Origin of the sequence: Providencia sp. PROV267, assembly GCF_028477825.1 — a bacterium.
Lineage (GTDB): Bacteria > Pseudomonadota > Gammaproteobacteria > Enterobacterales > Enterobacteriaceae > Providencia > Providencia stuartii.
Window position 1 is genome coordinate 12,286 of sequence record NZ_JAMPLX010000026.1, and the last position, 23,881, is coordinate 36,166.

At 42.9% G+C, this 23,881-nt stretch carries 17 protein-coding genes and 1 riboswitch; of the genes, 10 read left to right on the forward strand and 7 right to left on the reverse strand.

Annotated features, from left to right (window positions below):
• Positions 1-39: 39 nt before the first annotated feature.
• On the reverse strand, positions 40-2,406 hold the full coding sequence (gene lptD / locus PR709_RS16900; protein ID WP_272571061.1) for an LPS assembly protein LptD: 2,367 nt from the start codon (positions 2,404-2,406) through the stop codon (positions 40-42).
• Between the two features lie 181 nt (positions 2,407-2,587).
• On the opposite strand from lptD, the gene djlA reads away from it, so the two are divergent.
• Entirely contained in the window at positions 2,588-3,403 is an 816-nt protein-coding gene (gene djlA / locus PR709_RS16905) for a co-chaperone DjlA (RefSeq protein WP_004924988.1), read from the forward strand.
• Positions 3,404-3,498: 95 nt separating this feature from the next.
• On the opposite strand, the gene rluA is transcribed toward djlA, so the two are convergent.
• From rluA to thiB, 6 genes are all read right to left on the reverse strand, one after another.
• Positions 3,499-4,152, reverse strand: coding sequence for a bifunctional tRNA pseudouridine(32) synthase/23S rRNA pseudouridine(746) synthase RluA (gene rluA / locus PR709_RS16910; protein ID WP_004924987.1), 654 nt, complete (start codon positions 4,150-4,152; stop codon positions 3,499-3,501).
• Positions 4,153-4,303: 151 nt separating this feature from the next.
• Positions 4,304-7,210: an RNA polymerase-associated protein RapA gene (rapA, locus tag PR709_RS16915; protein WP_272571013.1), complete on the reverse strand. Its 2,907-nt coding sequence runs from the start codon at positions 7,208-7,210 to the stop codon at positions 4,304-4,306.
• Between the two features lie 380 nt (positions 7,211-7,590).
• Positions 7,591-9,942: a DNA polymerase II gene (locus tag PR709_RS16920; RefSeq protein ID WP_272571014.1), complete on the reverse strand. Its 2,352-nt coding sequence runs from the start codon at positions 9,940-9,942 to the stop codon at positions 7,591-7,593.
• A 53-nt stretch (positions 9,943-9,995) separates the two neighbouring features.
• Positions 9,996-10,703, reverse strand: a complete 708-nt coding sequence (gene thiQ, locus PR709_RS16925; RefSeq protein WP_004924979.1) for a thiamine ABC transporter ATP-binding protein ThiQ — start codon at positions 10,701-10,703, stop codon at positions 9,996-9,998.
• The gene (gene thiP / locus PR709_RS16930; RefSeq protein ID WP_004924976.1) at positions 10,687-12,300 is read right to left on the reverse strand and encodes a thiamine/thiamine pyrophosphate ABC transporter permease ThiP; all 1,614 of its coding nucleotides are present in this window, start codon (positions 12,298-12,300) and stop codon (positions 10,687-10,689) included. Before thiP ends, thiQ begins: the two co-directional genes overlap by 17 nt.
• Positions 12,276-13,280, reverse strand: a complete 1,005-nt coding sequence (gene thiB, locus PR709_RS16935; protein ID WP_272571016.1) for a thiamine ABC transporter substrate binding subunit — start codon at positions 13,278-13,280, stop codon at positions 12,276-12,278. The genes thiP and thiB overlap by 25 nt, the downstream gene beginning before the upstream one ends.
• Before the next feature lie 59 nt (positions 13,281-13,339).
• Positions 13,340-13,438, reverse strand: a riboswitch (TPP riboswitch).
• A gap of 113 nt (positions 13,439-13,551) precedes the next feature.
• Between thiB and rppH the strand changes: the two genes are divergently transcribed.
• The 9 genes from rppH to recC all read left to right on the forward strand — a co-directional run bounded on the left by rppH (position 13,552) and on the right by recC (position 23,866).
• The gene (gene rppH / locus PR709_RS16940; protein WP_004924973.1) at positions 13,552-14,085 is read left to right on the forward strand and encodes an RNA pyrophosphohydrolase; all 534 of its coding nucleotides are present in this window, start codon (positions 13,552-13,554) and stop codon (positions 14,083-14,085) included.
• Between the two features lie 4 nt (positions 14,086-14,089).
• Positions 14,090-16,336 (forward strand): phosphoenolpyruvate--protein phosphotransferase, encoded by a 2,247-nt coding sequence (gene ptsP / locus PR709_RS16945; RefSeq protein ID WP_004924971.1) that lies wholly within the window; start codon positions 14,090-14,092, stop codon positions 16,334-16,336.
• Between the two features lie 75 nt (positions 16,337-16,411).
• Positions 16,412-17,314 carry a prolipoprotein diacylglyceryl transferase gene (gene lgt / locus PR709_RS16950; protein ID WP_004924969.1) on the forward strand — a complete coding sequence of 301 codons (903 nt, stop codon included), beginning with the start codon at positions 16,412-16,414 and terminating at the stop codon, positions 17,312-17,314.
• A gap of 182 nt (positions 17,315-17,496) precedes the next feature.
• Positions 17,497-18,348, forward strand: coding sequence for a thymidylate synthase (locus tag PR709_RS16955; protein WP_004924967.1), 852 nt, complete (start codon positions 17,497-17,499; stop codon positions 18,346-18,348).
• Positions 18,349-18,617: 269 nt separating this feature from the next.
• Positions 18,618-19,103: a prepilin-type N-terminal cleavage/methylation domain-containing protein gene (locus PR709_RS16960; protein ID WP_004924961.1), complete on the forward strand. Its 486-nt coding sequence runs from the start codon at positions 18,618-18,620 to the stop codon at positions 19,101-19,103.
• A 9-nt stretch (positions 19,104-19,112) separates the two neighbouring features.
• Positions 19,113-19,700 (forward strand): prepilin peptidase-dependent protein, encoded by a 588-nt coding sequence (locus tag PR709_RS16965; RefSeq protein WP_004924958.1) that lies wholly within the window; start codon positions 19,113-19,115, stop codon positions 19,698-19,700.
• Positions 19,697-20,140, forward strand: a complete 444-nt coding sequence (locus PR709_RS16970; protein ID WP_004924954.1) for a YgdB family protein — start codon at positions 19,697-19,699, stop codon at positions 20,138-20,140. The genes PR709_RS16965 and PR709_RS16970 overlap by 4 nt, the downstream gene beginning before the upstream one ends.
• On the forward strand, positions 20,137-20,514 hold the full coding sequence (locus PR709_RS16975) for a prepilin-type N-terminal cleavage/methylation domain-containing protein (RefSeq protein ID WP_004924951.1): 378 nt from the start codon (positions 20,137-20,139) through the stop codon (positions 20,512-20,514). The genes PR709_RS16970 and PR709_RS16975 overlap by 4 nt, the downstream gene beginning before the upstream one ends.
• Positions 20,492-23,866 carry an exodeoxyribonuclease V subunit gamma gene (gene recC, locus PR709_RS16980; RefSeq protein WP_004924948.1) on the forward strand — a complete coding sequence of 1,125 codons (3,375 nt, stop codon included), beginning with the start codon at positions 20,492-20,494 and terminating at the stop codon, positions 23,864-23,866. Before PR709_RS16975 ends, recC begins: the two co-directional genes overlap by 23 nt.
• Positions 23,867-23,881 lie beyond the last annotated feature (15 nt).

Sequence of the window (23,881 nt, forward strand, 5' to 3'; positions counted from 1 at the left end):
TGTGAGTAAGCAGCGGCATCAAATAGCTTGTGTTTATTATCAGAAAGCACGCTGATAAGGGATGATACCTCTATTAAGCATTTCCTGACTACCTAAACTATGATTGTTATTTAGGCCTCTAAGTTCCACATTGAATGACCATTTATTATCATATTCACTGCTGAACTTGTCTTCTTGCCATCCAACAATCTTACGTTCATAACCTACATTGAACGCCCAACAACAAGTATTGTATTGTAAACCAATTAATTGGCTGGCGGATTGTTGCTGCTTAGTATCATAGTAATAAGAGCCAACAAAGCCCCAACGCTCACTTAATGGCCAACTTAATACCGCACCCACTTGGGAAATCCCTTTTTGGTATTTCGGTAGGGTATAAGTGTTGCCACCTGATTCATCACGACGGAAGGTCGCTTGAATATAGTCACGGTCGACAAAACGGTAGTTTAACTGTAACAAACGATCAGCATCAATGCGATACTCGGTCACTGCATTCCCCATGGTGACGTTGCCTAAACGGCGATCGTATTGTAGCCCACCACGGATCCCCCACTTATCGTTGATACGCCAGTAAGAGTCTGTTGCCCACAATAACGAGCCAGTATTACTTTTATCGTCGATTTTCAGGCTGGAGTTACCCGCACGCGGACGTTCAAAATAGTAGATTTGCCCGACAGAGAAGTTAAAGCGTTCGGCCAAGGATTCATCATAAATACGCGTTGTAATACCTGTCGTGATTTGGTTCGCGGAAGCGACTCTATCAAGACCACTATAAATTCGGTCACGGAACAAACCATTATAGTCTGACTGGAGTAAGGCCGAGTCATAGTTGTTAATGTTGTCCTGATCTTTATATGGAATATAGAGATATTGGACACGAGGCTCTAAGGTTTGAACAAAGTCACTGCCTTCAAGTAGATCTCGTTCGAAAACGACTTTGGCATCGCTCTTAAATATAGGAAGAACACGTGTGACATTTTTCTCTAAGCTGGCGTTGTTATTCGCTTTAGGAATATCTTGATCATAATGGGTTGCCAGCAATTTGAAGCTGTTGTTCATGTTCGCCCAGCCGTTTGACAGCGGAAGGCTTAATTCAGGCTCGATATGCAAACGCGTTGCATCTGGGTTATTTTTGCCAACACTGGTAAAGCGAGCAGCTTGCGCATAGGTGTGTAAGTCAAAGGCACCTAAATTATTTTTGTAGTAGTTAAAGTCCAACTGCGGCTCAGCTTTATAAGCACGGCGATTGGGATCTTCCACAAAAATTTGGAACTGCTTATGCGTTAGGGTTGCATTCCAGTTTTCAGCCGAATAGCCAGTACTGAATTTTTGCGTCGCATAACCGTCTGTTGTATTCCCGTATTGCGAGCTAAAGTCCGTAAAGTATTGGCGATCACTTACTTTGGTGTAATCGGCGTTGAAGTTCCAATGTTGGTTATAAGTTCCTGAATGGCGCCAGTAGAATAACCAGCGGTCATCACTGTCACGTGCATCACGTTTATTACGCTCTTTATCTTTCACATACGCGCGGTCGTGATTAATAAAATCGAAGGCGATAGTTCCCGTTCCCGGCGTGACCAAGTAACGAAACTCGTTATTTAATTTTATGCCACGGTGGGTCATGAATTGTGGGGTAATTGTCGCATCGTAATTAGGCGCGATATTCCAATAGTAAGGCAGTGAAAACTCTAGGCCATCATTATTAGAGTAGCTTCCTGTTGGAATTAAGAAACCGGAGCGACGTTTGTTACCGATAGGTAATTGCATGTATGGGCTATAAAATACCGGGACATCACCCAAGCGAAAACGTGCATGCCAAATTTCAGCCACTTCTTCTTCACGGTCAATAATCACTTCGGAGCCTGCAACGCTCCAGCTATTATTGCCCGGTAAACAGGTGGTGAATGTACCGTCTTCCATAATGGAATAGCGGTTTTCACCACGCATTTTCATTTTTTTCGCTTCACCGCGACCCTGACGACCCACCATCATATAGTTGCCGTCATTCACGTCAGTATTTTTATTATTCAGGTTAGACCAAGCACTAGGGCCTTTGAGAATAATTTGTGGGTCATCATAGTGAACGTTACCTGTTGCAGTAACTTCACGGATTGGATCAGCACTATCAGGGTTAACCTGCGTCAATTTAACGCTATCGGCAGTCAGCGTTTGGTTACCTTGTTGGATATCCACATCGCCGCTGTATTCAATAAAGTTAGGGTATTCGCCCTGAACATCTTCAGCGGTGATACGGATCGGTAAATCTTTGGGATCGCCCTCAACTAGTGGTTTGTCATAAACCGGGACGCCCAGCATACATTGTGCTGCTAGGTCAGCATGCGCTTGCTGACTATAAATTGCCATCCATACCATGGATGCAAGTAGTGTTGGATAACTTTTTTTCATCATTAAATATGCGGTTCCGTCGTAATTGGCATAGCCGACAAACGCTCAAAGACTAACTTAGCCAACTACATTGCGCCAGTATAATGTATAAAACTTTACGCGCTTGTAGTTATGCACCGAGCAGAATGGATAGTATGATAATGCAAAATTGGATTCTGAGCATTGAAGAATTGAGGGATATATGCACTATTGGGGCAAAATTATTGGTGTCGTACTGGCAATAGCCTCTGGTTTTGGCATTTGGGGCACGCTAATTGGTTTAATTTTAGGGCATGGTTTTGATAAGGCCTTGGCACAACGTAAGTTTGCTAGTGCAATGAATAAACGTGATCGTCAGGTTATTTTTTTCGCCAGTACCTTCCAAATATTGGGTCATCTAACTAAGTCAAAAGGCCGTGTAACCGAGACAGACATTCAGTTAGCATCAAATTTGATGGATAGAATGCAAATACATGGGGAAACACGAAAAGCGGCGCAACAAGCGTTTAGGGAAGGTAAATCACCGGACTTTCCACTACGTGATGTACTGAAGCAATTACGTATGGCTTGCTATGGTCGTTTCGACTTAATTCAGATGTTTCTGGAAATTCAGTTACAGGCGGCATTTGCCGATGGCAGCTTGCACCCAAACGAAAGAAAGGTTCTGTTTATTATTGCAGAAGAGTTAGGGATCTCTAAAACACAATTTGAACAGTTTTTAAATATGATCCAAGGTGGCCGACAGTTTGGTCACGGCTATTCTCATCAGCAATCAGGCGGATACTATCAATCATCGAATGGCCCAACTCTTGAAGATGCTTGCAAGGTACTTGGTGTTTCTATTAATGATGAACCAACGAAAATTAAACGGGCGTATCGTAAATTAATGAGTGAACATCACCCTGATAAGTTGATAGCGAAAGGGTTGCCCCCCGAGATGATGGAACTTGCGAAACAGAAGGCTCAGTCAATACAAGCGGCTTATGATTTAATCAAAAAAGAGCGCGGCTTCAAATAAATTTTCTCGCCATATCGCACTCTGCGATGTGGTTTTTATTTAGCCAATAGGCCGTAGCATTGTTGCTATTACGGCCTAATAGTTGATGAATAAATTTAAAAATCGGGTTGGCAGCTAAAATGCATCGGTGTGCCATAGGCAGGGTGCGTGATGTAAAGCTCTTGGGCGTGAAGCTGTAAGCGAGGGGCAAGTGCACGCGCTTGCTCATGGGCATAAAACCTATCTCCAAGAATTGGATGGCCTAGCGCTAACATATGTACGCGGAGTTGATGAGAGCGGCCTGTAATAGGGGATAGCTTTACACGGGTTGCTTGCTCTTCATATTCCAAGACCTGATACTCTGTTTGTGCGGCTTTTCCTGTTTCAAAGCAGACTTTTTGCTTTGGTCGATTTGGCCAGTCGCAAATAAGCGGCAAATCCACTAAACCTTCCTGCTTCTCTAAATGGCCCCAAACTCGGGCAATATAGTGTTTTTTAGGCTCTCGCTCACGGAATTGGCGCTTTAATTCCCGTTCAGCGGCTTTATTTAGTGCGACAACCATGACGCCACTGGTTGCCATGTCTAAGCGATGGACAGACTCAGCGTGTGGATGGTCGCGCTGTATGCGACTCATAATACTATCATGGTGTTCAGGGGCTTTACCGGGAACAGACAGTAACCCACTTGGCTTATTCACCGTAATGATATGTTCATCTTGATACAGAACATATAGCCAAGGATCAGTAGGGGGATGGTAAGGCTCCATCATAGACAATAAGGCTCCAAGATCTCACTAAATCAATGATCAGCATCGCGCGTGGATAAACGCCAAAAGCCAATTCATTGCGTTATCAGCAAGGTTATTTCTCCCTTAGTGAGAGAAATAACCAAGCGGTGTTAGTTTAATTAAAAACGTGTGACTACTGGTGAGTGACAACCACTAAACGAATAGCATCAAGACGCCATGTTGCTTGCCCAATATTGGTGAGCAGTTGCTGACGCTCTTCCTCGATCACATCCAACTCTTCATCACGGATATTTGGGTTAACCGCTTTCAGTGCTTCAAGACGAGCTAATTCTAGTGAAAGAGCTTTATCCGCGGCCTCTTTCGCATTCGCGATAAGCGTTTCGGCTTCTTTTTCCACCATCGCTTCGGACATTTTCAGGACCGAATGCACTTCATTTTGTACCGCATTAACCAATTTACTTGCCATATGGCGATTAATCGCATTGAGCTGACGGTTAAAACTTTCAAACTCAACTTGTGAAGAGAGGTTGTTCCCTTTTAAGTCAATCAACAAGCGGATCGGGGTTGCAGGCAAGAAACGGCTAATCTGCAAGTGCTTCGGCGCTTGTGCTTCTAGGACATACACCAATTCGGTAAGTAATGTTCCAACAGGAAGCGCTTTATTTTTAAGCAGAGAAACGGCACAGCTCCCTGTGTCACCAGACAAGACTAAATCTAAGCCATTGCGGATGATCGGGTGCTCCCAACTAATAAACTGGGTATCTTCACGAGATAACGCTTGCTCACGGTCAAAAGTGATTGTGCAACCATCTTGAGGTAGCCCTGGAAAATCAGGAACTAACATATGATCGGATGGGGTCAAAATCAGCAAGTTATCACTTTTATCTTCTTGGTTAATGCCAACAATATCAAACAAGTTAAGGGCAAAATTAACCAATTCAGTATCATTGTCTTCCGCACCGATCGTTTCGGCTAATTGAATACCTGATTCCCCCCCGTTGGAGTGCATTTCAAGTAGACGGTCGCGGCCTTGTTCTAACTGTGCTTTTAATGCTTCGTGCTCTTCACGGCAGGTTTTTAAGAACTCTTCAAAACCGTCGGTTACCGTTGGCTCAGCCATATATTGCAGCAGTTGTTGATAATATTTATCGTAAATGGAGCGTCCGGTAGGGCAAGTGTGCTCAAAAGCATCTAAACCTTCATGGTACCAACGCAATAACACGGCTTGTGCAGTATTTTCTAAGTAAGGTACGCTTAAAACGATGTCGCGTGTTTGCCCAATACGATCTAATCGACCAATACGTTGCTCTAATAGGTCTGGGTTGAAGGGGAGGTCAAACATCACCAATTGGTTAGCAAACTGGAAGTTGCGTCCTTCAGAGCCAATTTCAGAGCAAAGTAGAACCTGTGCACCATCCTCTTCTGAAGCAAAGTAAGCTGCCGCACGGTCACGCTCAAGTAGTGACAAACCTTCATGGAATACCGCGGCGCGGATCCCTTCACGTTCACGCAATACTTGCTCTAATTGCAACGCTGTGGCGGCTTTTGCACAGATCACCAAAACTTTTTCGTTACGGTTAGCCATTAGGTAGCCCATGAGCCACTCAACGCGAGGGTCAAAGTTCCACCAAGTTGCATTTTCACCTTCGAACTCTTGGTAAATTTGCTCTGGATAGAGCATCTCTTTAGCGCGCGTTTCGAGATCTTTTTTCGACCCCATAATACCTGCAACCTTGATTGCTGTTTGGTATTGGGTAGGAAGCGGCATTTTCAGCGAATGCAATTCACGACGAGGGAAGCCTTTAACACCATTACGGGTATTTCTAAATAGAAGACGGCTAGTACCATGGCGATCCATTAACATGCTGATCAACTCTTGGCGAGCCGCGTTGCCATCTTCACTGTCAACGTTAGCGGCTTTCAATAACGGCTCAATATCTTGCTCTTTGATCAGATCATTGAGTAGATTTTGTTGGTCATTGGTGAGTTTCTCACCAGTTAATAGCAGTGCGACCGCATCCGCAACAGGGCGATAGTTGGCTTGCTCATCAATAAACTCTTGATAATCATGGAAACGATTGGGATCGAGCAGGCGAAGACGTGCAAAGTGACTTTCTTGGCCCAGTTGCTCCGGCGTTGCGGTTAGCAGCAGAACAGAAGGGATATTCTCTGCCAAGGTTTCAATCACTTGATATTCACGACTAGGAGCTGCTTCACTCCATTGTAAATGGTGAGCTTCGTCGACAATCATCATATCCCAACCCGCTTCAACGAGCTGGTCGAAGCGCTGTTTGTTGCGACGTACAAAGTCTAATGAGCACAGCACCAACTGTTCTGTTTCAAATGGATTATCGCTGTCATGTTGCGCTTCACTATAACGACCATCATCAAACAGTGAAAAACGGAGGTTGAAACGACGTAACATCTCAACGAGCCATTGATGCTGCAAGCTTTCAGGCACAATGATTAACACACGTTCAACACGGCCTGCCATTAACTGTTGATGGATGATCATCCCAGCTTCAATGGTTTTACCCAGACCCACTTCATCGGCCAGTAATACGCGAGGGTGGTGGCGTTTACCTACCTCATTAGCGATATGTAGCTGATGTGGGATAAGGCTTGCGCGAATACCACGTAAACCTGTCGCTTGGTGCTTAACTTGCTCACTTTGAAATTTACGTGCGCGATAACGTAAAGCAAAGCGATCCATACGGTCAATTTGACCTGCAAATAGGCGATCTTGAGGTTTATTGAAGGTGAGTTTGCTGTCGAGAAAAACTTCTCTTAGGCTAACGCCTTGCTCTTCTGTATCAAGGCGAGTACCAATATAAGTGAGCAGGCCGTCATCTTCTGTGACGCTTTCGACCTTGAGTTGCCAGCCTTCATGGCTGGTAATGATATCACCTTCATTGAACATAACTCGGGTAATAGGTGCATCATTACGTGAATAGAGACGATTCTCACCACTGGCGGGAAAAAGTAAAGTCACCATACGGGCATCAATAGCCACAACGGCGCCTAATCCGAGTTCGCTTTCTGTATCGCTTATCCAGCGCTGACCAAGAGTAAATGGCATAGGTTTAACTCAGTTCCATAAATTTAATAGTTTATTTTTAGATTTTTTAAGACAAATTATATATTTGCCTTCACTCTGTGTTAGTAAACAAGGGCAATGTGAATATGAATTGTAGTCGCTGCCCAAAGGACAATTATTGTTAATTGTCTCGCAAACATAGTGTAGAAACGAAGTGCGAGATACCAAAGGGGCGTTATATTAATTCAAGCAAGGCTTATCGTCACCTGTTAAAAAAACAACAATACCAAAGCAATAGTGTTTCTCACTATTGTGCTATCAGGTATTTTCCCTTTTGATTCTAGCAATGAAGGTTTTCAACCAGAAGTTTGGTTGATGGTTTCCCATTTTAGCAAAAAATTGAGTAAAAATTAACCCCAATCTTAAAAGAGTAAAGTTATCTGGCCCGTTAAAATAGTATCAAAATCATCTTGTAAAAAAGGTAAAATGGCGTCGGCAATAGGCTTTATCTGCTTCAAAATATAGTGCTCATAGTCAGGCTTTGCCGTGATAATTTCTAAAGGCTCAGGCCCCGCGAGAGTGATGATATAGCTTATCCATCCCCCATTTTGATACTGTTGTGGGCGCTGTTGTTGTAAATTGTATTCATCGGCTTTGCGAGCGGCTCTTACATGAGGCGGCACATTACGTTGATAATCAGATAATTTGCGGCGTAGACGCTTACGGTAAACAAGGCGTTCATCGTATTCGCCATTACGAATCGCTTGCACATAGTCACGGATAAATTCGCGGTAGGGTTGCCGATGAAAAATACGTGTATACAGTTCTTTTTGAAACAATTGTGCTAGCGGGGTCCAATCGGAGCGGATTGTCTCTAATCCCCTAAACACCATTTTATCCCCACTAAGTCCAGCATAACGCTTTTTACTGCCTGACTCGGAACCTCTAATAGTCGGCATTAAAAAACGTCGATAGTGGGTTTCGTACTCTAACTCAAGTACCCCTTCTAGCTGCCATTCATCCCGCAAATGCTGTTTCCACCAATTATTCACGTAATCACGCAGTTCGAAGCCAATTTTTTGTGCTTGCTCCTGTGTATGGGCTTCTTTCAACCAGACAAAAGTGGAGTCAGTATCCCCATAAATTACTTGATAGCCTTTGGCTTCGATTAATTGCTTGGTTATTTTCATGATCTCATGACCCCGCATGGTAATGGATGCGGTAAGACGGGGATCAAAAAAACGACATCCTTCAGCACCAAGGACGCCAGCAAAGGCATTCATAATAATTTTAAGTGCCTGAGATAATGGCGCATTACCTTCTCGTTTGGCTTTATCACGGCCTTGCCATATATGGCTGACAATATCAGGCAAACAGTGTGTTTTACGTGAAAACCAAGCTTGACGAAAACCGCGAACGGAATGTTGCTGATCAGGGTGAGCTAACCCTTCAATCATACCGGCAGGATCAATCAAAAAAGTACGAATAATCGAAGGGTACAAACTTTTATAGTCGAGTACTAATACCGAGTCATATAAACCGGGCTGTGAATCCATCACAAAGCCCCCGGGATTATGTTGTAGCTTTTGCTCTGTCAGGTTTGGTGCCACAAACCCTAAGCGATGCAGGCGGGGAATGTATAAATGTGAAAATGCCGCCACGGAGCCACCCATACGATCTACCGCCAGCCCAGTGACAGTCGAGCGTTCTTGCAAGAAAGCCATTAAATCGGTTTTTTCAAAAATACGATGGACTAATAGGCAGTCTTGAATATTGTAGTGAGCCAACGCGGGCTTATCATGATGAAAGCGGCGATTGATCTCATCCATACGGTCATAAGGGCTGTCAATGGCTTTCCCTTCACCCAGTAAATCTTGCGCAACAAACTCAAGACTGAATGAGGGAAAGTTCCATGTCGCTGCTTTGAGCGCATCTATGCCATCAATAATTAAACGACCTTCTGCCGAAGCGAAAAATACACCTTGTTTGAAGCCATGTTCACGCCACTCCAGCTTTTTCCCTTGGCGACCAAGCTGGAGTGGGATGCCATAACGTTCGGCGTGCTTTTGGAGTACATTTAAATCGAATTGGATGAGATTCCAGCCAATAATGGCATCAGGGTCATACTGTTGTAGCCATTCATTCAGTTTATCAAGCAATTGTGGGCGGCTATTCACATAAACAAGCCGATGGGTATTGTTGAGTGCAGAACCTTGCTCTGGCCCTAACATAAAAACCACATTATCACCGCAGCCGGATAACCCAATTGAATATAATTCACCGTATTGGCTGGTTTCTATGTCTAACGATACAGCTTTAATCAGTGGACGATAGCTATCACAAGGTTTGAGTTGGTATTCACCTTGCTGATTTTGTGAAAACCATACAGGCGCAGTGATAAAACGCTCCATAAGATAGCGCTCGCAGGGGCGAATATCCGTTTCAAGCAATTCAATACCGAGTTCTTGGCAGCGTTTATCCAGATTTTGTAATTGGCGATATTGTTGACAATAAATAGCTGCAACTTTTTCACGACGAAAATCGGATAACTCAACGGGGCGATAGGATAAGTTTGCTTGTTCATCAAGCAGAGGTTTGATCGCCGGTAGTGATGAAAGGGGAACAAAAGCGATGGCTTGTTGCAGAGGAACCGTCACTTTACGAGGGCCATTATCAGTGATAAGCCAATAGCTAACCTCAACCCCATGGCGGGTGTCTTTCCAATGACGACTTAAAATAAAGCCTTTTTCAGCAGGAGACATAAATTGAGGCATAGAGAGGCTCGCATCAATAATTAACAAGCCTACTATACGACATGGGTGGGGTTTTATACAGTATTTTTTGTTATGCCTAATAATTCAGAGGCTGAATTACTACCCGATAACAGTGTTTTGGTACAGCCGTCATACGCCACAGCACCTTCATGAATCACTAGCGTTCTTGGGGCGATTTGTAGTGCATCTTCAATATTATGCGATACCATGACCAGTGTGATATCCCGTGATTGGCAGATCTCATCAAGGAGTAATAGCATCTCATTGCGTAAGGCGGGATCGAGAGCTGAAAAAGGTTCATCCAATAAGAGGATTGGCTGCTGGCGGATCAAACAGCGAGCCAGTGCAGCCCGCTGGCGTTGCCCCCCTGATAATTGGGCGGGTAACCTATCAAGAAACTCATCGAGGCTAACTTGCGTAGCAATTAATTCAACCTGTTGTATTTGTTCTCGGCTTAACCGCAGCCCCGGATGTAACCCTAATCCAATGTTTTGTCTGACCGTTAAATGAGCAAATAGGTTATTTTCCTGAAATAACATCGAAACTGGGCGTTTGGCAGGAGGCGTGAAGGTATGATCAGCCCCTGCTAGCTGAATTGAGCCGCTTTTGGCAAATTGAAAGCCACTAATAAGGCTAAGCAGTGTACTTTTGCCCGCACCGCTAGGCCCCATTACAGCAACGCGCTCGCCTACTTTGATGGAGAAATCAAATTGCATATTCAGGTTATCATATTGATAATCAATGTTATTTAACTTTATCATAATCTTTTCCTGATATACGTTCGAGTAGGCTAAATAAAGTAAAACATAATAAAAGGAGTAACATCGCTGTTACGGCACCGTCATTTGTTCGATAAGCCCCTATTTGCTGATAAAGGTAATAAGGGAGAGTACGAAAATCCTCATTACCGAATAACGCCACGACCCCAAAGTCACCAATAGAAATAACACAAGCAAAAGCGAGAGCTTGAGCGAGGGGCTTTTTTAACGCTTTTAATTCAATGATCCGTAATCGATTGAAGCCACCAATCGCTAGTGATTGGCAAAGAGGGTTGTAGCGTTCAGCCAGATCCCGCATTGGGTTTTCTAAGACTTTTAATGCATAAGGGATGGCAAGTAGGGCATTAGTCAATATGATTAACGCATAGGGCGATTCAGGAATACCAATCGTTTCATTAAAGAGAATAAAAAAACCAGTCGCAAGTACGATGCCAGGCATGGCTAAAATCACAAGCCCACTTAATTCCATCGCTTGCCCTAATTTTATTGCATGGCGTAAGCGTAATTCGCGGCTACTCCATAACAGCATCATGGTGAGCAAGACACACAATAGGCCAGCACATAACGCGATAAATAGCGATGTGGAAGCGGCTTGCCAAAGCGCGGATTGGTTAAGAACATCCAACAAACGGCCATTAACCCCATCAGCAATAATTGCGAGCAGGGGCGGAAGCAGCAGCAAAATAGCGGCGGTGATCACAAGGGCATCTCGTACTCGGCGAAAAATATTGTCTGCGGGATCATACCAATGATTGTGTTGGCTATGACCAATAGAAAACAAACTGTTTATTTTCTGACTGAGAAACATTAATCCAACACAGAAAAATAACTGGATGAGCGCCAAAATTGCAGCACGCCCCGGATCAAAGTCGTAATTAAGAGCTTGATAAATAGCCAGTTCAATCGTCGTTGCTGCGGGGCCACCACCAAGAGCAAGAACCGTTGCAAAGCTGGCAAAACAGAGCATGAAAATTAACGCTGCGGTAGGTAGCATCTGTCTACGCAAATATGGCCACTCTAAAATACGAAATTGTTGCCACTCATTAAGCCCGAGTTGTGCTGCAATTTGCCGCTGCTCTATTGATATACTTTCGAGCGATTGCAGCAACATACGAGTAGCAAGTGGCATATTAAAGAAAATGTGGGCAAGTAAGATCCCCTTTAGGCCATAAGGGGTGAATTGGTATTCGATACCGACCAACTGAAAGAGTGATGAGAGCCAGCCTGTTTTTCCATAAACAGATAAAATACCAAAAACAGCGACAAGGACGGGTAAAACAAGCGTCATTGCACAGAGGCGTAAAAATAGCGTTCTACCGGGGAAGCGGCGTCGATAGAGCGCTCTGGCAAGGAGAATGGCAGGCAGTACAGAGAACAGCGCTGATAAAAAGGCTTGCCAAAAAGTAAAGCCGATCACATGCCATAAGTAGCGGTCGCTAAAAATCTCACTCCATGAAGTTTCAGGCGAAAAAAGCCACAGTGCACCAAAAGCCAATAGTGCAACAGACACTAATAAACCAGAGGCCAAAGCCCCCGGTATAAGTGATAAATTAATTAACGACTGACGGCGGATTGCCATAAACGGACCCATGACTGACGTTCTTTGGCAACTTCTTGTGCACTAAATTGCAGTGATTTTTTAGGCACAGGAAGGACGTTATAAACTTCAGGGAGTGGTGTATCAATGACAGGATACATCCAATTAGTCGTAGGGAGTGTATTTTGGAATTCAGGCGTTAACATAAATTGTAAAAACTGCTTTGCCAGCTCAGGTTGCGAGCTATTTTTCAATCTTGCTGCAACTTCCACTTGCATATAGTGCCCTTCTTCAAATAAGGCAGCCGCATAATTATCTTTATTATCATTGAGTATTTGATAACCCGGCGATGAAGTGTAGCTAAGTACAAAGTCACCTTCGCCCTTGAGGAATAAGCCATAGGACTCACTCCAACCTTTTGTCACTGTTAGGGTTTTATTCGCTATTTTTTGCCACGCATCGGCAGATTTATCGCCATAGAGTTTTTCAATCCACAGCATTAAGCCTAAGCCGGGTGTGCTGGTTCGAGGGTCTTGGTAAATAATTTTCCATGGCTGCTCACTATTGAGTAGCTCATTCATGCTTTTGGGTGGGTTTTTGATTTTATCTGTGTCATAGATAAACGCAAAATAGCCATAGTCATATGGGATAAAAGTTGAATTATTCCACTCAATAGGTAATTTCATTGCGTCAGTATTGATCTCTGCTGGCGCAAATAACCCTGTGTTCTCGGCAGAATCTATCAAGTTATTATCTAGCCCTAACACGATGTCCACTTTACTTTTTTTCCCTTCCATACGTAAACGATTGAGAAGAGCGACACCATCTCCTAACGAAACGAGCTTAAGTTCACAATGACATTGTTTTTCGAAATTTTTTTTAATTTGTGGCCCAGGTCCCCATTCGGCAGCAAATGAGTCATAGGTGTAAACGGTTAAAGTCGGCTTTTCTGCCCATGCTATATGGGTAATACCGAGAGCAGTAAGTGCAAAGAGTGACTGAAGGAGCGATTTTTTAAACATGTTTTTTCCTGCGTTAGAGAGAAAGCACACAGGATTTGAGAGGGCACCATAACAAATTATGTTGATGGTAGCTCAAATCCCTACGCCGGCATTGCCCGGATCAGGTTCTACGGGTTAATTCTCAGCCTAAATAATGTTTGGCACCCCGTTGAGATAGACGCTATTGTAGTGTCTTTACTCATATCTGCAAACTCTATTGATATAGGTTTACCAGTTAGGGTATGTGTGAAACAATTAGTTATCTTTCAAATTTGGTTATTGAGGTAGTCTGGTGATCGATGATGATGGCTACCGCCCGAATGTAGGAATTGTAATTTGTAATCGGCAAGGGCAGGTTTTATGGGCCCGCCGCTATGGTCAACATTCATGGCAATTTCCTCAGGGAGGAATCAACCCAGGGGAATCGCCAGAACAGGCTATGTACCGTGAATTGTTCGAAGAGGTTGGCCTACAACGTAAAGATGTTAGGTTGTTAGCTTCAACTCGCAATTGGTTGCGTTACAAATTACCCAAGCGTTTGGTGCGTTGGGACACAAAACCTGTTTGTATCGGGCAGAAACAGCGTTGGTTTTTACTACAACTTCAATGCAATGAAGCAGATATAAACGTTCAGCGCAGTAAATCGCCAGAATTTGATGGCTGGCGATGGGTCAGTTATTGGTATCCTGTGAGGCAAGTGGTCTCTTTCAAACGGGAAGTGTATCGCCGTGTTATGAAAGAATTTGCACCTGTTGTCATGTCATTACAGGAACAAAAGCCAGTACAAAGACCTGCATTCACTCATCGTAGGCGTGGAGCGAGATAATATCATGTTGACGCGTCTACGTGAGATTGTTGAAAAAGTTGCCATGGCGACAAGTTTAACCGGAGCGTTAGAAGTTTTGGTCAATGAAACTTGTCATGCCATGCAGACTGACGTTTGTTCAATTTATTTGGCAGACCACTCACGTCAATGCTATTACCTAATGGCAACCCGCGGGTTAAAAAAGCCTAGCGGTGTTGCTATTCGCCTTGGTTTTGATGAGGGAGTCGTTGGTGCGGTTGGACGCCAGTCTGAGATGTTGAATCTTGCCGATATCCGTGAACATCCCGAATTTAAATACCTTCCCCAATTAAAAGAAGAGCGATTGAAAGCCTTTTTAGGTGTCCCTATCGTATATCGTCGTCAATTACTTGGGGTGTTAGTCGTTCAACAACGTGAGCGACGTTTCTTTAGCGAAACCGAAGAATCTTTTATGGTGACGCTATCCATGCAATTAGCCGTAATATTGTCGCAAGCGCAAACCAAAGGGGTGTTTGGTCAATATAGGCAAAGCCGTATTAAAGCCATTTCAGTTTCTCAGGGAATTGTCATGGCATATGGCTGGCAAGATAGCTCACAACCGTCATTCGACAGTATTTGTGAGGCGTGTGCCTTAGACCAAAATGCGGAAAAACAGCGTTTAATAACTGCGATAGAAAATGCCGCCTCAGAATGCCGCCGTATCAGCAAACGTTTTATTGCAAACTCCCAAAAAGAGAGTGCTGCGATTTTCGACCTCTACAATCATCTACTCCATGACCCTCAACTAAAAAAACGCTTATTTTCCGCAATCGAACAAGGCTCAATGGCGGAGTGGGCGGTTAAAATCGTTATTGAGGACTATGTTGAGCAGTTTTCACGCTTACGTGATCTCTACCTTCGCGAAAGAGGAGCCGATCTACGCGCGTTAGGACAGCGTTTGCTATTCCATCTGGATGACAGCTTGACTTCAATGGATCAGTGGCCTGAACGTTTCATTTTAGTGGCGGACGAATTGAGCGCGAGTTTGTTAGCTGAAATGCCATTAGAGCAACTTGCAGGCGTTATCGTGCGAGATGGCGCGACACACTCTCATTCGGCTATTTTGATACGGGCAATGGGGATCCCCGCGATAATGGGGGCGGATATTGACCCTTCATTGCTTCACAACCGCTTTTTGATCCTTGATGGTTATCGTGGTGAAATTTTCATAGAGCCTGAAAATATTGTTGCTCAGGAATATAAACAAATTATTGCAGAGGAAGATGTACTGAGTCGGCTCGCTGAAGGTGCACTTGAGCAGGAATCAGAGTTAAAAAATGGCGAGCGCGTACATATCCATCTGAATGCAGGTTTAAGCCCCCGTTATGAACAGCAGATCAATGTCGCTGTTGATGGTGTTGGGTTATACCGCACAGAACTCCCTTTTATGCTCCATAATGGCTTCCCGTCAGAGGATGAGCAGAAGCAGTTATACCAAGAGATTTTGCAGTTATTTGCCGATAAGCCTGTGGTATTGAGGACATTAGACATTGGTGCAGATAAGCAATTACCTTATATGCCAATCAATGAAGAAAACCCATGCTTAGGTTGGCGAGGCATTCGCGTGATGCTAGATCAGCCAGAAATTTTCTTAATCCAGCTTAGAGCTATGCTACATGCAAATGTTGCAACACAAAACTTGCGCATATTACTGCCGATGATCACGAGTATCAATGAGGTGGATGAAGCGATCACATTGATTAAGCGGGCAAAAGAAGAAGTAAGTTTAGCAACGGGGCAAACCGTTCCTATGCCGGAAATTGGGGTAATGCTTGAAGTTCCGTCTTTACTGTTTCTTTTTCCTGAGTTAAAAAAACGGATAGATTTTATCTCAATTGGAACGAATGATCTGACGCAATATTTACTTGCAGTTGACCGCAACAATACGCATGTTGCCACCATTTATGACAACCTCCATCCTTCAATGATCCGTTTTTTAGCAAAAGTTCATGAAGAGTGTCAACGGGTTGGGATATCAGTCAGTGTTTGCGGTGAAATGGCGGGGCAACCCCTTGGGGTGATGGCGTTAATTGCATTAGGCTATCGTTCCTTAAGTATGAGTGGAAGAAGCGTACCAAGAGTGAAGTATCTTATTCGAGGGCTACAGCCTGAAAAAGTTGAGCAGCTAGTGCCTGAGCTTTTAACTGCGGAAACAAGCGACAGTATTAGGCAAATAATAAGTCTATTTATGGAGAAAAATGGGCTTGGTGGCTTTGCTCGAGGCGGGATCTAATCTGCCTTATTCACCTGCGTATGAGCTATGCTATGATGCGCTATGATTTTAGATTAACAAATAAAGTGGGGAACGATGAGTAACAGCTACTTAGCATTTCCGGAAATTGATCCCGTAATGTTCTCAATTGGGCCAGTATCACTACACTGGTATGGTTTTATGTATCTTGTAGGGTTTGTTTTCGCATTGTGGCTTGCTAGTCGCCGTGCAAGCAAACCTAATAGCGGTTGGACAAAAAATGAGGTTGAGAACTTACTCTATATTGGCTTTGTAGGTGTCTTTGTCGGTGGAAGACTCGGCTATGTTTTCTTCTACAACCTTCCTGTATTTTTAGATGACCCCCTTTATTTATTTAAGGTTTGGGATGGCGGCATGTCGTTCCATGGCGGCTTAATTGGTGTTATTTGTGCAATGATGTGGTTTGCGCATCGTACACGCCGTCGTTTTTTGCAAGTTTCAGATTTTGTCGCTCCACTGATCCCATTTGGTCTTGGCATGGGGCGGATAGGTAACTTTATTAATGGTGAGTTGTGGGGGCGTGTAACACTTGATACCCCATGGGCATTTTTATTCCCTAATTCCCGTAGTGAAGATATTCAACTTGCGGCACAAGACCCTTCATTAATCCCTATTCTAGAGCAGTATGGCGTGCTTCCTCGCCACCCATCTCAACTTTATGAGATGTTTTTAGAAGGCGTTGTGTTATTCCTTATCCTTAACTTATTTGTCCGTAAACCTCGCCCAATGGGCAGTGTTTCAGGTTTATTCTTAATTGGTTATGGTGCATTCCGCATTATCGTTGAGTTCTTTAGGCAGCCTGATGCTCAGCTAGGCTTATTCAGTGGGATCAGTATGGGCCAAATTTTATCAATACCGATGATTATTATTGGTGTGTTGATGATCATTTGGGCATATAAGTATGGTAAAAATGTTCCCGCACATAAGCCTGATAATAAAGAGCAGCAGCCAAGTAAATAAATCAATATAGGGTTGTCATACTCCAAGTAGTTAGGTTGTCGGCTAAGTTTCCTCACATTAGCCACAACCTGAGTGGTTGATTTATTTGCCGCCAAGCGGTACTTCGCGTTAGTTAAAATCTATTAATATTATAAGGTTACAGTTATCGGCAATTTTGTAGCCTATTGAGTAAGAGAGTGATTATGAAGCAGTATCTTGAGTTATGTCAGCGCATCATTGATGAAGGCCAGTGGGTTGAAAATAAACGTACGGGGGTACGTTGTTTAACTGTGATTAATGCTGATCTGGAATATGATGTTGCGAATAACCAGTTTCCATTAATCACGACCCGAAAAAGCTTTTATAAGGCAGCTATTGCCGAGCTATTAGGCTACCTACGTGGCTATGATAGCGCTGCTCAGTTTCGTGAAATTGGCTGTAATACATGGAATGCTAATGCCAATGAAAACCAAGCATGGCTAAATAATCCCCATCGAAAAGGTGAAGATGATATGGGGCGTGTATACGGTGTCCAAGGTCGCTCTTGGCAACGTCCTGATGGTTCACACCTTGATCAGCTTAAAAAGGTAGTTAATAACCTAAAAAATGGTATTGATGACCGCGCTGAAATCATTACTTTTTATAACCCCGGTGAATTTGAAATGGGGTGTCTGCGTCCTTGCATGCACACCCATACATTTTCATTATTAGGTGATACCCTCCATTTGACCTCTTATCAACGTAGTTGTGATGTACCACTAGGTTTAAACTTTAACCAAGTGCAGTGCTTTGTATTATTGGCATTAATGGCACGAATTACGGGTCATAAAGCAGGTAAGGCGTACCATAAAATTGTGAATGCGCATATTTATGAAAACCAATTGCCATTGATGCGTGATGTACAGTTGAAGCGTGAACCTTTCCCTTTGCCTTCATTATCGATAAACCCTCAAATTAAAACGTTGGAAGATATTGAAACTTGGGTTAGCACTGATGACTTCACCCTAGAGGGGTATCAGTGCCACGAAGCTATCAAGTATCCATTTACGGTATAACGCAACCTAGAGATACGTTGATAAACCAAGGCGTATGGTCATTTTGAACCGCGCCTTGGTTTTTTTTTACCTTTTCCAAATTCAGTTTGTTACCTCTTTTTTTCGCCCTCATCATTTTTTGCGAAGCGCTTCCTAAAATAACGAAACAGCTATTATGAATTTCATAATAGTTTGCGAAAGGCTATGTAGAGTGAACTAATCACGCTGTTTTTATTTGCCATCGTCGACAATATTAAGTGCACATTTTGCGAAGATAATGGCGGCGATATATGGAAATTCGAATAGTGAAAGGAGAGAAAGGCTTCACGCTCATTGAGCTTTTAGTGGTGTTATTTATTTGTTCTTTAGCTTTGTTGCCCGCGTTATATAACTGGCAGCAACAACAGCAAAAGTTACGCTTAATTGATGCTGCACGGCAGGTTACCGTATTTATTTACCGTCATTTGATGGAGAGTGTTTATTTAAATCGACATCGCATTTTATCGATAGCACTCTCTCAAGGAGAATGGACGTTAAGCATCAAAGAGGCCGGAGCTAGAAAATCCATTGCAGCATTAGCATCGACCCAATTTGAAGGCATTGAAATTAAAACGGCTTCTCGTTTATCTGTTGATTTTTATGGGAAGCAAGGGACTAGCCACTCTTTTCGTCTTGAATTGAAAAATGATTTTGGGCAGATCACGGTATTCATGTCAGCGATGGGGCGGATCAGGGTGTGTAGCAATGATAAACTGACTGGAATTCCGCGTTGTTGAGTTTCTCTTATGAAAATCAATGAACAACACGGTTTTTCCTTAGTTGAAACATTGATAGCAATGGCTATCAGTAGCTTAGTTTGTCTTGCTGCCATTGCTGTTCTCCCGAATTTGTTTAAACAGACTCACCAATCTTATATTCAGTATCAGGTAGATAGGGAGGTTAGGCAGGTGCTTATTAATATGGAAAAGGATTTTAGGCGTATTGGCTATTGTAGTAGTTTCTCTTGCCAAGGAGAGCCTATCAAGATCGGTGCTAAATTTTTAGGTCGTCACCCTAATTCCTGCATTATTTTCGCTTACGACCAAAATTTATCAGGTACATGGAGACCTGTCAGAGGCAGAAATAAGGAGTCTGATTTTTTTGGTTACCGGCTCAATGATAGAAAATTAGAGTCAAACCGTAATGTGATGGATTGTGATGGCAATCGGTGGTTATCCTTGTTTGACCCCTTAATGATTAAAGTGAATTCAATGAGATTTACTTGGGATCAATCACAATCAATACTTGAAATGAGCCTTGATATTGAAAGCCCTCATTTGCCTCACAAAGTGCTGCATTATCGTACCGCTGTTTTGCTGAGAAACTTACGATGAGGCGAGTTGGGGAGCAAAGAGGAAACATTGCGTTAGTCATGGTCATTGTGTTGATGACTATGGGGTTATTATTATTAAAAACCTTACATTTTTATCAAGATAATGCCCGTGATGAGTTTTTTCGTGAAAAAAACTATATCGAAGCTTTTAACCAAGCAGAATCAGCGCTAGCGTGGGGGTTAAAGCAATCTTGGCGGTTAACGACGTACAGAGGGGCAAATTGGCAATGCCAACGACCACCAACTCAAACGTGGGTGAGCTGTATTAAACATTATAAGAGTGGGCAGTTTGTTTTATCGGGCAAAGGTCTATATAAAGGGCGTCACTATGTGACGGTTTATCGTTGGGTCGCGCCTATCTCTAAAACCCAAAAAGTCAGGCCACGTATAAAAGGTTGGTTGGATTATTGCCCTGTTAATCAAAAAGGATTTTGTTCATGAGGTCGCCCACCAGTCAACAGGAAGGTTTCGCATTAATAGAATCAATGATCGCCCTCGTTGTTTTTGCTATTTTGTTAATTGCTCTGTTAAACTACAGCCAATATATTACCTTGAATTTCAATTGGATATTTCATAATTCAATAGCATTAAGAGAGTTACAGAGCAATTTGGAACGCACAACGGTGGGTGTGGTGCCCATCCCTGAAAATTCAGGGGGTATGTACCCCGATTGGCAGCTAAGCTCACAGACATTCACCGTATTAGATGGTTGTCGTGATATCAAAGTAACCCTATCAACGACTAGGCAAGCACTTTCTCTAAACCGCTGGTTTTGTAGAACAGGAGATAACAATGTTTCAGGTTTATCATTCTAATCAGTTAGAGCTGTTAAAGGAACTGATAGCTCACTTAATGGAGAATGAGCCTCTTTCTCACCCGTTCGAACAAGAGATAATCTTGGTACAAAGCCCCGGTATGTCTCAATGGTTACAGATAGAATTAGCAAAACGCTTCGGAATAGCAGCGAATATTTATTATCCATTACCGGCAACCTTTATTTGGGATATGTTTCGACGGGTATTACCGGATATACCAAAAGAGAGCGCTTACACTAAGCAGGCGATGACATGGAAGTTGATGAAAATCTTACCTGAAGTGATCGATGAAGATGAATTTGAGCCACTACGCCATTACCTTCATAATGACTTAGATAAACGTAAGCTACATCAACTTGCTGGGCGTGTCGCGGATCTATTTGACCAATATTTAGTATATCGGCCTCAGTGGATTGAAAAATGGCAACAAAATGAGCTTATTAATGGTTTAGGAACCAATCAGCTATGGCAGAAACGGTTATGGCTACGGTTAGTTGCTTATACTGACTCACTTGGGCAATCCCCATGGCACCGAGCGAATCTTTATCAGAGCTTTATCGATAAATTGTCCACCACTCAGGGCGTACGAGATGCTCTACCAAAACGCATTTTTATTTGCGGTATCTCTTCATTACCACCTGTTTACCTGCAAGCATTGAATGCCATTGCAGAACACACAGATATCCATTTAATGTTTACTAACCCTTGCCGCTACTATTGGGGGGATATCCATAGCCACGCTTTTCTCGCAAAACTTCAAAAAAGAAAACTGCATCATTATATTGATAAGCATGAAATATCACGTTTTAAAATAGATGAGCATGCTCAAGGGTTATTTAATGCAGAGGGAGAGCAAGAGTTAGCGAACCCACTGCTGGCATCATGGGGAAAATTGGGGAGAGATAACCTCTATTTTATTTCACAAATCGATGGTGCAAATGAAATTTCAGCATTTGTGGATACCGATCGTAGTTGTTTACTAGAGCATTTGCAGCAAGACATTTTAGATCTCGAAAACCATGCTCAGCTAGGAACCACATTAACGGATTACAATACAAGTCAAAATAAGCGGGTATTAACCTTATCTGATCAATCCGTCACATTTCATTCTTGCCACAGTGCTCAAAGGGAAGTGGAAGTTTTACAAGACAAATTATTGGCGCTGTTTGAACAAGACCCCTCATTGACCCCGAGGGATATCATTGTGATGGTTTCGGATATTGATAGTTATACTCCATTTATCCAAGCCGTCTTTGGTAATACCGCGTCTAAGCGATATATCCCGTTTTCTATTTCAGATAGAAAAGCCTTACAAGCACACCCAATCTTACAGGCATTTATACTGTTACTCGACCTGCCTCAAAGCCGTTTTTCAACGGAGCAAGTACTCACATTACTTGAGGTCTCTGCTTTTGCTGCACGCTTTGATATTGATGAAAGGGAATTAGGCTTGTTACGCAGGTGGGTTAATGAATCAGGTATCCGCTGGGGATTGGATGATGATAACGTTCGCGCTTTATCGCTTCCAGTGATAGGGCAAAATACCTGGGAGTTTGGTTTAAGTCGCATGCTGTTAGGTTATGCGATGGACAGTCGATATGGCCCTTGGCATGATGTTTTACCGTATGATGAGAGTAGTGGTTTAGCTGCTCAATTAGCAGGTAAACTCGCTTTATTAGTGAATACACTAAAAGAATGGCGAACCTTACTAGACATTGAAAGAACTCTTGATGAGTGGAAAGAGGTTTGCCAGCAGCTAATTGACAGCTTCTTTCACGTTGACGGAGATGCTGAGTTAGTACTTACTCTTGTTACAGAGCAGTGGCATAAAATTATCCAAAATGCGCAGGGCTCTGGCTATGATGAACAGGTGCCTTTACGCTTAATTCGGGATGAATTGGCAGTCTGTTTCGATGAAGAGAAGATCAGCCAACGCTTTTTAGCGGGAGCTATCAATTTTTGTACACTAATGCCTATGCGTTCAGTGCCCTTTAAGGTGGTCTGCTTGCTAGGCATGAATGATGGTATCTATCCTCGAACAATTCCGCCATTAGGGTTCGATTTAATGGCAGAAAAACCAGCTAGAGGGGATAGGAAGCGTAGGGATGATGACCGTTATCTGTTTTTGGAAGCATTGAATTCAGCTGCACAACAGCTCTATATCAGTTATATCGGCTTATCTATCCAGGATAATCAGGTGTGTAACCCATCGGTATTGGTTACCGAGTTGTTAGATTATATTTGCCAGAGTTTCTGTCTGGAAGGCGATGAAGCCCTTAATATTGATGACAGCGCGATAAAATTAAAAGAGCATTTGGTGTTCCAACACAATAGAGTGCCATTTGCGAAAGAAAACTTTATAGCTAATTCACCCTATCAAAGCTTTGCGAGTGAGTGGTTACCAGCGGCCAAAACAACTTTTCAAGGGAACAAATCATTTATCTCTACCTTGGATGAACGAGAGCCAGTGACCGATATTTCGATTGAACAACTGTTACGCTTCTATCGGCACCCAATTAGGGCTTTTTTCCAGCAGCGCTTAAAAATTCATTTTACGATTGAAGAAACAGAGCTACCAGAAGATGAACCTTTTATTCTGGATAGGTTACAGCGCTATAAAGTGAATGAGCGACTTTTAGCCTTACTCATTAAAGATGAGAATCCGGCACCTTTATATCAGGCATTAAGGGCGGCGGGGCAGCTACCTGCAAAACAATTTGGTCAGCTTTTTTGGGAGCAGCAAGTTAAGGATATTGCGCCACTTGCAGAGAAGATTAAAGAGCAGAATGCACAACTATTTGATCACGTTATTGATATTCAAATTAATGGCATCAAAATTAATGGGGTATTAAAGAATATTCATGAAAAAGGGGTGTTGCGCTATCGGCCTGCCTATTTAACCGCAAATGATGGCGTTCAGCTGTGGGTTGAACACTTATTATTTAATTTTGCTATCGCTGAAGGTGAGAGTATCGCGTTTGGTAGAGAGAATAGCATTTGGCACTTTTCTAGTGTAAAACAAGACGATGCGAAAAAATACTTAGAGCAATTAATCACAGGTTACTGTGATGGGCTAAATTCACCACTATTATTGTTAAATCAAAGCGGTTGGAACTGGTTGTCCGCTTGCTTTGATAAAAAGAGCAAACAGTATGACTTTGTTTCTGAGGAGATTCAGCAAAAAGCACTGTCCGCATTAATGCAAAGTCTTCAAGGTTCTTCAATGAAAAGAGGTGAAATGGAAGACGATTATGTTTTACGAGTTTGTAGAAACATCGATCAGAACTTAATTCAGGCGCTGTTGGAAAATACTCAGCGTTACCTTCTGCCAATGGCAGAACATTTAAAATAAAAAGGGGAGCATTAA

What these genes read in the sequence shown, in the direction of transcription:
- PR709_RS16965 (WP_004924958.1), top strand. Translation starts at nt 19,113, where the DNA reads ATGAAAATCAATGAACAACACGGTTTTTCCTTAGTTGAAACATTGATA.
- thiQ (WP_004924979.1), bottom strand. Translation starts at nt 10,703, where the DNA reads ATGATAAAGTTAAATAACATTGATTATCAATATGATAACCTGAATATG.
- lptD (WP_272571061.1), bottom strand. Translation starts at nt 2,406, where the DNA reads ATGAAAAAAAGTTATCCAACACTACTTGCATCCATGGTATGGATGGCA.
- PR709_RS16975 (WP_004924951.1), top strand. Translation starts at nt 20,137, where the DNA reads ATGAGGTCGCCCACCAGTCAACAGGAAGGTTTCGCATTAATAGAATCA.
- lgt (WP_004924969.1), top strand. Translation starts at nt 16,412, where the DNA reads ATGAGTAACAGCTACTTAGCATTTCCGGAAATTGATCCCGTAATGTTC.
- PR709_RS16960 (WP_004924961.1), top strand. Translation starts at nt 18,618, where the DNA reads ATGGAAATTCGAATAGTGAAAGGAGAGAAAGGCTTCACGCTCATTGAG.
- PR709_RS16955 (WP_004924967.1), top strand. Translation starts at nt 17,497, where the DNA reads ATGAAGCAGTATCTTGAGTTATGTCAGCGCATCATTGATGAAGGCCAG.
- ptsP (WP_004924971.1), top strand. Translation starts at nt 14,090, where the DNA reads ATGTTGACGCGTCTACGTGAGATTGTTGAAAAAGTTGCCATGGCGACA.
- djlA (WP_004924988.1), top strand. Translation starts at nt 2,588, where the DNA reads ATGCACTATTGGGGCAAAATTATTGGTGTCGTACTGGCAATAGCCTCT.
- thiP (WP_004924976.1), bottom strand. Translation starts at nt 12,300, where the DNA reads ATGGCAATCCGCCGTCAGTCGTTAATTAATTTATCACTTATACCGGGG.
- PR709_RS16970 (WP_004924954.1), top strand. Translation starts at nt 19,697, where the DNA reads ATGAGGCGAGTTGGGGAGCAAAGAGGAAACATTGCGTTAGTCATGGTC.
- rluA (WP_004924987.1), bottom strand. Translation starts at nt 4,152, where the DNA reads ATGATGGAGCCTTACCATCCCCCTACTGATCCTTGGCTATATGTTCTG.
- recC (WP_004924948.1), top strand. Translation starts at nt 20,492, where the DNA reads ATGTTTCAGGTTTATCATTCTAATCAGTTAGAGCTGTTAAAGGAACTG.
- rapA (WP_272571013.1), bottom strand. Translation starts at nt 7,210, where the DNA reads ATGCCATTTACTCTTGGTCAGCGCTGGATAAGCGATACAGAAAGCGAA.
- thiB (WP_272571016.1), bottom strand. Translation starts at nt 13,280, where the DNA reads ATGTTTAAAAAATCGCTCCTTCAGTCACTCTTTGCACTTACTGCTCTC.
- PR709_RS16920 (WP_272571014.1), bottom strand. Translation starts at nt 9,942, where the DNA reads ATGCCTCAATTTATGTCTCCTGCTGAAAAAGGCTTTATTTTAAGTCGT.